Annotated in this window: 7 protein-coding genes and 1 riboswitch; of the genes, 4 read left to right on the top strand and 3 right to left on the bottom strand. The window is 69.8% G+C overall.

Annotation, left to right across the window (positions count from 1 at the left end; genetic code table 11):
- Positions 1-35: 35 nt before the first annotated feature.
- Together C7C45_RS04330 and C7C45_RS04325 are read right to left on the bottom strand one after the other, a co-directional pair.
- The gene (locus C7C45_RS04330) at positions 36-1,043 is read right to left on the bottom strand and encodes an ABC transporter permease (protein ID WP_110562522.1); all 1,008 of its coding nucleotides are present in this window, start codon (positions 1,041-1,043) and stop codon (positions 36-38) included.
- Between the two features lie 238 nt (positions 1,044-1,281).
- The gene (locus C7C45_RS04325) at positions 1,282-2,160 is read right to left on the bottom strand and encodes an amidohydrolase family protein (protein ID WP_110562318.1); all 879 of its coding nucleotides are present in this window, start codon (positions 2,158-2,160) and stop codon (positions 1,282-1,284) included.
- A gap of 230 nt (positions 2,161-2,390) precedes the next feature.
- A riboswitch (cobalamin riboswitch) is annotated at positions 2,391-2,545 on the top strand.
- Positions 2,546-2,579: 34 nt separating this feature from the next.
- Between C7C45_RS04325 and C7C45_RS04320 the strand changes: the two genes are divergently transcribed.
- The 3 genes from C7C45_RS04320 to C7C45_RS04310 are packed head-to-tail and all read left to right on the top strand — an operon-like array spanning position 2,580 to position 4,140.
- Complete coding sequence (locus C7C45_RS04320) at positions 2,580-2,783, top strand: CbtB domain-containing protein (protein ID WP_110562317.1); 204 nt, start codon at positions 2,580-2,582, stop codon at positions 2,781-2,783.
- Complete coding sequence (locus C7C45_RS04315; RefSeq protein ID WP_110562316.1) at positions 2,774-3,547, top strand: CbtA family protein; 774 nt, start codon at positions 2,774-2,776, stop codon at positions 3,545-3,547. Before C7C45_RS04320 ends, C7C45_RS04315 begins: the two co-directional genes overlap by 10 nt.
- Positions 3,544-4,140 carry a histidine phosphatase family protein gene (locus C7C45_RS04310; RefSeq protein ID WP_167454643.1) on the top strand — a complete coding sequence of 199 codons (597 nt, stop codon included), beginning with the start codon at positions 3,544-3,546 and terminating at the stop codon, positions 4,138-4,140. The genes C7C45_RS04315 and C7C45_RS04310 overlap by 4 nt, the downstream gene beginning before the upstream one ends.
- Before the next feature lie 332 nt (positions 4,141-4,472).
- Here C7C45_RS04310 and C7C45_RS04305 read toward each other — a convergent pair whose 3' ends face one another.
- Positions 4,473-10,079 (bottom strand): GH92 family glycosyl hydrolase, encoded by a 5,607-nt coding sequence (locus tag C7C45_RS04305; protein WP_110562314.1) that lies wholly within the window; start codon positions 10,077-10,079, stop codon positions 4,473-4,475.
- 673 nt (positions 10,080-10,752) lie between these two features.
- Between C7C45_RS04305 and C7C45_RS04300 the strand changes: the two genes are divergently transcribed.
- Positions 10,753-11,505, top strand: a 753-nt coding sequence (locus C7C45_RS04300) for a polysaccharide deacetylase family protein (protein ID WP_110562521.1), incomplete at its 3' end; no start/stop codon positions are given.

Raw genomic sequence — 11,505 nt, 5'->3', positions numbered from 1 at the left:
GTGTCCTTCCTCGTTCGGACTCTCGGAATGGCATGTCAACCCCGTGCTTCCAGCCGCCGTCGGCGGTACTGGTCGAAGTAGACGGCGGCCCAGATGATCAGGCCGACGATCACCTGCTGGTAGTGGATGCTGATGTCGAGCAGGACCGCGCCGTTGCGCACCAGGGCGATGAGGAACGCGCCGATGATGGTCCCCACGATCCGGCCCTGGCCTCCGAAGAGGCTGGCGCCACCGATGACCGCGGCGGCGATGACATCGAGCTCCAGCGAGATCCCGTAGTTCGGCTGGCCGGAGTTGACCCGGGACGCGGCGATCATGCCGCCCAGCCCGACCAGCACACCCGCCAGGACGTACACCCCGGTCAGGTGACGCCGCACCCCGATGCCGGAGCGGCGGGCCGCCTCCAGGTTGGAGCCCATCGCGTAGGTGTACTGGCCGAAGCGAGTCTGGGAGAGCAGGAAGGCAACCCCGACAGCGACAAGGACGGTGATCACCACGGCGAACGGGATGCCGAGGATCTCCCCGTTGCCGAGCAGTTGGAAGGATCGGGGCAGACCGTAGACGCCGACCGCTCCGCTGAAGATGAAGACGAGACCGCGGCCCACGGACATCGTTCCCAGCGTCGCGATGAACGGCGGGATCCGGGCCACCGTCACCAGCAACCCGTTCAGCAGCCCGGCCAGCGCGCCGACGCCGATCGCGACGACCGTCGCCGCCCAGAGCGAGAAGCCGAGGTCGCGGACGACCATCGCGCCCAGGACGCCGGCCAGCGCGGCGACCGACCCCACGGACAGGTCGATGCCCTTCGTGATGATGACCATCGTCTGCGCCGTGGCGATGATGGCGATCACCGCGGTCTGCGCCCCGATGTTGAAGAGGTTGTCCGCGGTCAGGAAGTAGGGGCTGGCGAAACTCAACGCGATGAACAGGACGACGAGCGCGGTCGCCGCGGTCAGCTCGGAGACGGCGTGGGAGATCCGTTCCCGGACCCAGTCGCTGAACTCGCCGCGCTGCGAGCCGGCGGTTGCCTCGACCGTACTCATCGTCGGACCTCGCATGCCCGGGCACCGCCCGTAGAGATAGGTCGGATGTTTCCCTCGATCAGGCGTTACCTTGCCACGCATCTACATATGTTGCCAAGGTCTTGCCGACATGTTTTGTCGGCGATACCCAGGCCACTGCGGGCATACGTCTGATCAAACTGGCACAACCTACGACCGATCGATCAGCAGGCCCAGGCGGCGGGGCCCTCGGCCCGTCAGGCCGCGGGCCGCCACGGCGTCACGACGTCTCCAGCCGGTACGCCCGACGGGCCGTGCGTCCCCAGATCGCCGCACGCTCGTCGTCGCGGAGCGGGTCCAGCAGGTCGGTGAGGGCCTCGACCCACCGGGTGTACGAGGTGGCCAGCAGACACACCGGCCAGTCCGAGCCGAACATCAGCCGGTTCGGGCCGAACACGTCGAGCGCGCACTCGACGGCGGGCCGCACGTCCGCCGTCGTCCAGGACGGGCTGTCCACCTCGGTCACCAGGCCGGAGAGCTTCGCCGTCGTGTTGGGCTCGGCGGCGAGCGCACGCAGGTGACGGGGCCAGTCGCCGAGGCCGGCACGCCCGAGCGATGGTTTGCCGAGGTGGTCCAGGACAAACCGCATCTGGGGCAGGTCACGGACGAGCCGGGTGGCCGCCGGGAGCTGGTGGTCACGCACCAGCAGGTCGAAGGCGAGGCCAGCCGCGCCGACGGCGGCGATGCCCCGCCGGACGTCCGGGCGGTCGAGGTACGCCGGGTCGGGTTCGGATTGGACGAGGTGCCGGATCCCGACCAGCCAGTCTCCGCCCCGTGCGGCCCGGAGCCGGTCGAGGCGATCGCCGACGTCGGCGGCGGTGAGGTCGACCCAGCCGACGACGCCGGCGATCAGGGGATCGTCGGCCGCGATGCCCAGCAGCTCGGGCGTCTCCGTCCGGACGGCGACGGACTGCACGACGACGGTCTGGGTGACTCCGGCGGCCCGGGCCGCCGGGGCCAGATCGATCGGGGTGAAGTCGGCGTCGATCGCGGCCATGGTGTGCGGGTCGATCCAGGGCTGCGGGTGCCGCGCCCGGACCCAGAGGTGATGGTGCGCGTCCACGATGCCGGATCCCGGCAGAGCCTCGTTGGTCGTCATCGGACACGTCCCGGCGCGCTCACGTACACCCACACCCCGCCCAGTCATTGGTCAGATGTCCGGGGTCGGCCCGACGCTGCGGACCACCCGGCAGTTCGACCATGCTAGCGGCAACAGGGCGCCGATGGGTCACTGAGGGCACTCTCGGCGCAATCAAGCATCATATCTTTGGCATCTAGGTATGTCGATTATTCTTCTGCCGCCCGTCCGGCCTTGGTGGGGGCGGGTTGACCACCAGAGGCGGCACCGATACCGTCGACCCACTATCTGCGGCGACGCGAGGGAAGCCGGTGTGAATCCGGCGCGGTCGCGCCACTGTAAGCGGTTCCTCGGCCTCACCGGGGTCCGCGAGCCAGGACGCTCGGTCGTCCGCAGCCTTGCGATGGGGACGCGTCATTCCCGGGGAGGTTCGTGCTCGTATGTCTACTTCCACGTCCAGCCAGCCGTTGGTGCACCCCGCTGGCAGCTCACGTCTCCTGTGGACGGTCCTGGCGACCGTTGCCGTGCTCAGCCTGCTGACCTACCTCGTCGCCTTCGATCAGGGGGCGGTCTCGCGCAGTGGCATGTACCTGCACGAGCTGATGCACGACGGTCGGCACCTGCTGGGCGTCCCGTGCCACTGACAGCCACCACCGCTCCCCCGTTCGTCACCGTCCTCGTTCGTGGCCTGCTCGCCGGCCTGATCGCCGGCCTGCTCGCCGGGGCGTTCGCCTACGTCGCCGGTGAGCCGCACGTCGACGCGGCCATCGCCATCGAGGAGGCGGCGGCAGCGCACGCCGAGTCCGCAGCCGGTGGGCACGACCACGAGGACGCCCTGGTCAGCCGGAATGGCCAGCGTGGCGGCCTGTTCCTGGCCACCGGCCTGTTCGGCGCCGCGATGGGTGGCCTGCTGGCCACGGCGTACGTCCTGCTGTCCCGTCGGCGGCGGACCTACGACGACGGTCGGGCGGGCCTGCTGCTGGCCGGCGCGGCACTGCTCGGCGCGGTGATCGTGCCGTTCCTGAAGTACCCGGCGAACCCTCCGGCCGTCGGCGACCCGGCCACCATCAACCAGCGCACCGTCACCTATCTGCTGATGGTGGTGCTCGGCCTGGTGGCGGTCTGGGCCGGGTCACTGGGCTATCGGGCGGTCGGCAACGACGCGCCTACGTGGCAACGTGCCGCTGCGGCCGCTGGCGGGTTCCTGCTTGTCACCGTGGTGTCCTACGTGGTGATGCCCTCCTTCCAGGAGGTCCCGGACGACTTCCCCGCAACTCTGCTGTGGGACTTCCGGCTGGCCTCGCTCGGCACCCAGGTCGTGCTCTGGACCGGGATCGGCCTGCTGTTCGCGGCGCTGATGCACCACGATCGGCGCCGTCGAACCGCCGCCGCGCTGCCGAGCACGTGAGCCCCACCAGCCTCCGGCTGGTCGCCCACGGTCACACCACCGCCCTGCGCCGGGCCCGGTTCGGCGGGACGAACGACGGCTTGGACGAGGGCGGCCTGCGTGCCGCCCTCGCCCAGGCCAGCGCCGCATCCGGCCGGCGCGGTCACCTGCGCGTCGACGACGCCTGCCTGTCCAGTCCGGAGGCAGCCGCCACACAGACCGCCGACGCCCTCGGTCTGCTGCCGACCGTCGAAGCGGCGTTGGCCGACTGTGACTACGGCGACTGGGCCGGACGGTCGTTCGAGGAGATCGCCGCCGAGCAGCCGCAGTCGTTGCACGAGTGGTTGTCCACGCCGGACTCCGCACCCCACGGAGGCGAATCCGTCGCGACGGTGCGGGACCGGGTCGGTCGCTGGCTGGACGGGCAACGCACACGCGGCCAGCGGATCATCGCCGTCGCCCACCCGCTGGTGATCCGGGTCGCGGTCGTCCACGCCCTCGACCTGCCGACCGCGACGTACCGGCAGTTGGACGTGGAGCCGTTGGCGATCATCCGGCTCACCAGCCAGGGTGCGCGCTGGCAGTTACGACTGTCCGCACCGCGAGCAGGCTGAGCCGCCACCGGCGGGTCGATGGTCCAGTGAGCGATATACCTCAGAGGTATGAATATGACTCTGCGGTATACCGGCCGACAATGACACCGCCGCGCCGTCGTGACGGCCGCGCCTGACGGTACGGGTGCTGCCACCCGCAGACACCACAATTGGGTCAGCCCGCCGTTGGAAGGCGTCGAGCCCTGCCCGGGCGACGTCGGCGAGCTGCGCGTCGTACGCCATCACCTGCGCCTCCGGTGCGGTGTCCCCGCCCTGGCGGTAGTGACGCAGGTCGGGCGGGCCGTGAGCACGGCCCGCCCGACACTGCGGCACCAACTAGCGCCGGTCCGGTTCTAGCCGGTGACGGTGAACGGTCGGGCCACCTTCGTCGCGGACGTGGCACCCGTCAGCGTGACGCTGGTCGCGCCCGTCTTCGCCGCACCCGGCACGCTGACCGTCGCGCCGGAGATGACACCGTCGCCGTTCGCGCGCACGGTGCTGACCGCGAGGCCGTTGCCGAAGGTGATCGTGACCGCCTCGTTCGGTGCGAACCCGGAACCGTCGACCGTGATCGACGTGGCGCGCGGCCCCGAGGTGGTCGTCAGCGCGACCCGCGGCTGGTACGTCAGCGCGGCCTGCTGCTCGGTCACCTGGACCGTGGCCGTGGCCGGCGTACGCGAGGAGGTTCCCGTCGCGGTGACCGCGTACCGGCCGGGCTGCGCGTCACCGGACGTGGTGACCGAGGCTCGGACCGTTCCCGCCTTGGACGCCGTGACCTTCGTGGTCCGTGCCGGGTCGGTGCCGACGGTGACGGTCACCTGCTCGCCGGCGGCGAACCCGCTGCCGTCGACGGTGATCGCCGCGCCAGTGGCGACGGTGCTGTCGGCCGACAACGCGATGGTCGGCTGGGACCTGCCACCTGCCACGGTCACGGTGAAGGACCCGGTGCTGCTCGACAGCGTGTCCCACGCGGTGACGCGCACGGTGTAGGTGCCCTCCCGCGCGTAGGTGTGCTGCCCGCTCATCGCACCGGACGCACCGATCGTGACGTCGTCCGGAACCGTGCCGTCACCCCACTGGACGCGGGCGCGGTAGCCCGTCGTGCCGGGAACGCCGCCGGTCACCGTGCCGAGGTTCGCCGCGAGAACCTGACCGACGTTCGCCGTCTGGTCCTTCGGGGCGACGGTGGCGAGTGCGGGGGCCGGCGTGCCGTCGTTGGCGACGGCGAACACGTGGATCCGGCCCTCCGAGCGAGGATCGCCGGTCTGCGTCGGCAGGGTCACCGACACCAGCGTCTTGCCCGCCGGGATCTGGTACGGCGCGGTGGCGAACAGGAACGGCTGGGCGCCGTCCCGGCTCGTGCCGTACAGGCGGTACGCCGTCTTCGCGACGACGATGTTGCCGTACGACGGGGTGCCGTCGGGGTTGCCGCCCAACGTCCAGTCGCTCAGCTGGATCGGAATGCTGGCCGTGCTGCCGTCGCTGAACGTCGCCGTGCCGGTGGTGCTCTGGTTGCCCTGCGTTCCGGCGCCGACGAAGGAGATGCTCCGGGCGTCGTCCGGAAGGTCGAGAACGACCGTCGCACCGTTGCCGGAGGCGTTGTCGGGCCGCCCGGCCGGGATGACCGGCAGCGTGAACTGCAGCGCGGTTCCCGGGACCTGCTGCCGCTGGCCCTGGGTCGCGCCGCCCGCCGCCAGGGCCGCCCGCGAGTACGCCCACGACTTGGCGTCGCAGTCCGCGGCGAGGACCCCTTCGTCGCCGACGCAGACGGTGTCGAACGCGGCGGTGAGTCCGGAGCTCGGGGCGTACCCCACCTCGACGCCGACCGTCGCGGAGCTCTGGCTCTCGCCGTCGGTCACCGTGACGTTCGCCTGGTGGTAGCCCGGCGTGGCGTAGGTGTGCGACCCACCGATGCGGTAGACGGTCCGTGAGCTCAGCGTCATGGTGCCCGCGGTGACCGGCGTGCCGTCACCCCAGTCGATCGTGGCCTGGTAACCGCTGGCGGTGCCGCCGGTTACGGAGGCCAGCGGCACCGAGACCGGTACGCCGGACGTCGCGTGCACGCTGCCGGCGGCGGTCACTGCGATGTCGCCTCCGGTGAGGTCGACGTCACCCCCGGCGAGCAACTCGATCTCGGCGAGGTTGGTCTGCGCGGCGCCGACGGTCTTCGTCACGGCGAGACGGAACTGCGCGAACCGCCCCGGCTTGTCGATGGTGTACGGGCGGGTCTGGTTGCGCCACGGGAACGCCTGGTCCTTGCGGGAGTCCACAGTGGTCCAGGTGATGCCGTCGTTGGAACCCTGCAACCGCCAGTCCGCCGGATCGCCGGCACTCGCCCCGGAGGTGACCGTGTAGTACGTCGGCTTCTGCTTGCCGGTTCGGAAGGCCCAGTTGATCTGCGGGGTCGCCGAGGTGAAGGTCAGCTGCGTGGTCGACGAGTCGTCGAACAGCTTCGACGCGTCCTGGCCGTCCGTCGCGGTCGCGGTGCCGATACCGGGGCCGGTGGTGTCCTGCAACGGCTTCGGCACCTTGTCACCCTTGGTCAGCGACGGTGGCGCGTCGTTCTTGCCGCTGCCCCAGGACGACGGGTTGGGGCCCATCTGGAAGTCGATGGTGCCGCCCTTGGCGAGCGCGGCCACATCCACCGACAGGCTGCGCTGCTTCTTGCCGTTGACCGACACGTCCTGCACGTAGACGTTGCGCGTGCTGTTGTTCGGCGCGTTGACGACGATGTCGCCGCTGGCGCGGTGCACGGTCATCTTGGTGAACTGCGGCGACCCGATGGCCCACCCGGACGACCCGGCCTGCAGAGGGTAGATGCCCAGCGAGCTGAGGATGTACCAGGACGACATCTCGCCGTTGTCCTCATCGCCCAGGTAGCCCTGGCCGATCTCGCTGCCGACGTAGAGGCGGCGCAGGATCTCCCGTACCGTCGACTGGGTCTTGGCCGGCGCACCGGCGAAGTCGTACATGTACGGGATGTGGTGCGACGGCTGGTTGCTCATGCCGAGCTGACCCATCCGCACCGCACGCGCCTCGATCATCTCGTGGATGATGCCGCCGTACCCACCGGGACGGTCGGCGTTCTCCGGGGTGGAGAAGAACGCGTCGAGCTTGTCCCGCAGTGCCTTCGGCCCGCCGTACAGGTTGGCGAGGCCCTGGCCGTCCTGCTGTGCGGTGAACGCGAAGTTCCACCCGTTGGTCTCGGTGTAGACGCCACCCCAGTCCAGTGGGTCACCGGCGAGGAAGTTGCCGGCCGCATCGCGACCCTGGAAGAGCTTCGTCTTCGAGTCGAAGAGGTGGACGTAGTTCTGGGCACGCTCCAGGAAGTACCGCGACTCCTCCTTGAGCCGGTCACGCTCCGACTTCGGCGTGGCCGGGTCCTTGGCGAGGGCGGCACCCATGTTGCCGATGCCGTAGTCGTTGATGTAGCCCTCCAGCGCCCACGACACCGACTCCGCCGTGGACGTCGGCGTGTAGCCGAGGAACAGGGAGGTCTCGATGCCCTTGCGTCCGACCGCGCCGCGCCCGGACGCGACGGTCGCGTCCTTCACGGCCGCGTCGTACGCCGCGAGCGGGTCGGGCAGTTTGACCCCGGTGAGGTACGCCTGGGCCAGGGCCACGTTCGCGCTGGTGCCGGTCATCAGGTCGGCGTAGCCGGGCGACGACCAACGGGCGATCCAGCCACCGTCGCGGTAGTGCTGGACGAACCCGTCGGCGATCTTGGCGGCGATGTCGGGGTACAGCAGCGAGTAGGCGGGCCACACGGTGCGATAGGTGTCCCAGAAGCCGTTGTTGACGTAGATCTGCCCGTCGACGATCTTCGCACCGGTCCGGGTGGGGGTCGATGCGCCGGTCGGCGCCGAAACCGGGCTGGCGTACTGCCAACGCGGCGCGGCGGCGGTGCCGGTGTTCTCCGACTGCGAGTTCGGGTAGAGGTTCAGCCGGTACAGGTTCGAGTACATCGTGACCAACTGCGCCTCGGTGGCGCCCCGCACCTCGACCCGACCGAGCCGGTCCTTCCACGCGGCCGTCGCGGCAGCGTGGACCTGGTCGAAGCTCCTACCGGTGACCTCCAGGTCGAGGTTGCGGCGTGCCTGGTCGACGGAGAGGAACGACGTCGCGAGGCGCATCGTCACCTCCCGGGTCGTCGAGACGTCGAAGGTGGCGGACGTCGCGGCGGAGGCCGTCGGCGCCCGGTCGAACGCGCCGGACACGAACATGCGGCTCCGACCGGCCGACAGGCCGCTGCCGTTGTCGACCCAGCCGGTGACGGTGCCGTCCGCGCCGATGGTGAACGTGCCGTTGTGGAAGACGAGGCTTCCCCGCGCCTGTCCCGACGGGAAGGTGAACCGCATGATCCCGGCGTGGTCGGTGGGCGACATCTCCGCGATCAGGCCGTTCTGCAGCGTGACCCGGTAGAGGTCCGGCTGTGCCGTCTCGTCGTCGTGGCTGAAGGCGACCGCACGGCTGGCGGGCGCACCGCTGAGGGGTCCGTCGCCGACGACCGGCATGACCGACATCTGGTTGCGGTCACCCATCCACGGGCTCGGCTCGTGTGAGATGGCGAGACCCTGCAGCATGGGCAGGTTGGCCTCGTTGTTGGTCCGGTGGTACTCGTACGCCCACGAGTCGGACGTCGCGTCGGTCACCGGGGTGAAGAAGTTGAAGCCGTTCGGCACCGACGTGATCGGCAGGTTGTTGCCGCGCGAGAAACCGGACGTCGAGTTGGTGCCGCGCCGGGTGTCGACGTAGTTGGTCAACGTCGACCCGTCGATCGACGCCGGGGCGGCGGTCAGCTCGATGTCGTCGATCCAGCCCTGGAACCGGGTCTCCTCGGTGGCCTGCGGGTTGTCGTACGCGAGCAGGATGCGGTCGATGGTCTTGCCGCGTGCGACGGTGCCGAGGTCGGCCTGCACCAGGTTCCACTGGTCGGCGTAGAGCACCTTCGAGGCGCCCTGGCCGGTGCCCGTCAGCGGGTAGCCGTGCTGGTCGACGGGCGAGCGACCACTCAGGTAGCTGCCGTCGGTGAAGTGCAGGTCGACGGCGGCGTAGGTGGACGGGTACCGGGAGTCCCCACTGGTGAACTCGGGGAAGAGCTTGTACGACAGGCGGGTCTTCGGACCGACCGGGATGTGGACGTCGAACAGTTTGTTGGTCGCGTACGAGCGGCCGTTGCCGTCGGCACCACCTGCGTAACGCAACGCGGCCAGTCCGGTGAACCCGGCGCCCGGCTTCGTGGTGTAGCCGCCGTCCGGGCCGGCGGTGGCTTCGCTGACCATCGGCGGGAGGACGTTCGAGCCGTCGCTGATGTTCCAGTCGGCGAGCTGCACGAGTGCGTCACCGGAGTTCGCGGTGATGTTCAGCCGGTAGTAGCCGTAGGCGCTCGTGTTGGTGAAGCTGTACGTCTTGGTGGTGAACCGGCCGCTGAACGTCTCGCCGGTGCGCTTGTCCAGGTCGGTCCACGTGCTGCCGTCGTTGGACCCCTGCACGACGAAGTCCTTGGGGTCCCGGGTCGGTTCGTCGTTGGCCGCGGTCAGCGAGTAGCGCACCACCGTCGCGGGCTTGGCGAGCTGGTAGGTCACCCAACCGCTCGGCTGGAACATGAGCCACTTGGTCGACGGGTCGGCGTCCGTGAGGTTCGCGGCGACCTCGCTCGGGGGGTGCTCGGCGCTCGCGGTCACGGTGCTGACCTGGCCGAGCAGGCTGCCGGGCAGTGTGGTGATCTGGCCGCTCAGGTTCGCCTGGACCGGCTTTCCGTTCGCGCCGAGTTCCACGGTGCTGGTGGCGGGCTGCGGGTCGGCCGGCTCGAACGAGGAGCTGAAGTTGCCGGGCGTCGCCGTGGTGGGCGCGGCGTGGGCCAGGGGCGCGGCGACGAGGAGTCCCAGCGGTAGCAGGGCGGCTGTTGTCGCGGCGATCAGGCGGGGTGACAGGGAACGCGCATGGAGGGTATGCGACATGAGGGACGGGGCCTTTCGACTCGATCGGGGTCGAGTACGTCGAACGTCTGGGCAGAGTGGACCCCTGGGGGCGCCGGTCTCGGCCAACACGCTCTCCTTCGGAGTTGCCCTGACATCGTTGTCATGAGACTCGTGACATGAAGGCAGGGGCAGTGGACTGCCGCTGATAGTTCCGGGCACAGCACGACGGTGTCAACGGCTTGATCAAAGCGAAACCTACGCCGGGGCCGGCCAGGACCCGGATCAGCGCGTCAGGTCGTCGGCGCCGCGGTTCACCGAAGGGGCGAAGGGACCGCCCGGTCACCCGCGCCGACCGGCGCCGAGCACCGCCGCGCCAGTCGACCTGCCTGCGCGATCGGATCGACACCGATAGTTTCGGCAAATGTCGGATCACTTCGAGCAGGACCTGATCCCCCGACGGTCCAACGGTGTGCACCGCTGGTCGCCCACCTGGCCAGACGCGGCGTGGTCCGCCATGCGTCACCCCCGATTCGTTTCGGAGCATTACCGGAACTTGTTGACGTGTTGGAATTCCCGCTGTAATACTCCGATCCATCGAGGTCAATGTGATCGACGTCGTGACGGTTGCGGTTCGACCTCCCATCCACCCACACCTGTCCGGACTGTGCTGCCCGCACACTGGGCGCATCCGGCCTGCGAGAAGGGGCACCAGATGAGCAGGCTCTCCCCCGGCACGGCCCTACGGTCGAGGCGGTTGCGCGCGGTACTGGCCGTCCTCACCACCGCCGTGGCGATGTGCGGCGTCGTCCTCGCGGCCACCTCGACCTCGTCGAGCGCCGCCGCCTGCAACGGCTACGTCGGCCTGACCTTCGATGACGGCCCGACCGGCAGCACCAGCGCGCTGCTGAACGTGCTGCGCGCCAACGGCGTACGGGCCACGATGTTCAACGTCGGGCAGAACGTCCAGAACAACCGGTCGGCGGCACAGGCACAGGTGGCCGCCGGCATGTGGGTCGCCAACCACAGCTGGAACCACGCCCACATGACCTCGATGAGCCAGGCGCAGATGCAGTCCGACCTGTCCCAGACCAGTTCGGCGATCCAGTCGGCCACCGGCGTCCGGCCGCAGTTGTTCCGGCCGCCGTACGGGGAGACCAACTCCACCCTTCAGTCCGTCGCGTCCTCGCTCGGCATGCGCCAGGTGATCTGGGACGTGGACTCACAGGACTGGAACGGCGCGAGCGTCAGCCAGATCGTGTCCAACGCGAGCCGCCTCCAGGCGGGTCAGGTCATCCTCATGCACGACGGGATCCAGAACACCCGCGACGCCATCGGGCAGATCATGGCCAACCTCACGAGCCGCAACCTCTGCCCCGGCATGATCTCGCCGTCCACCGGCCGGGCGGTCGCGCCCGACGGCTCGACCCCGCCACCCAGCACCGGCACCCCGCCGCCCGCCACTGGG

It is taken from the genome of Micromonospora arborensis (genome assembly GCF_003205615.1).
GTDB lineage: Bacteria > Actinomycetota > Actinomycetes > Mycobacteriales > Micromonosporaceae > Micromonospora > Micromonospora arborensis.
This window is presented reverse-complemented; position numbering and strand designations above follow the sequence as displayed.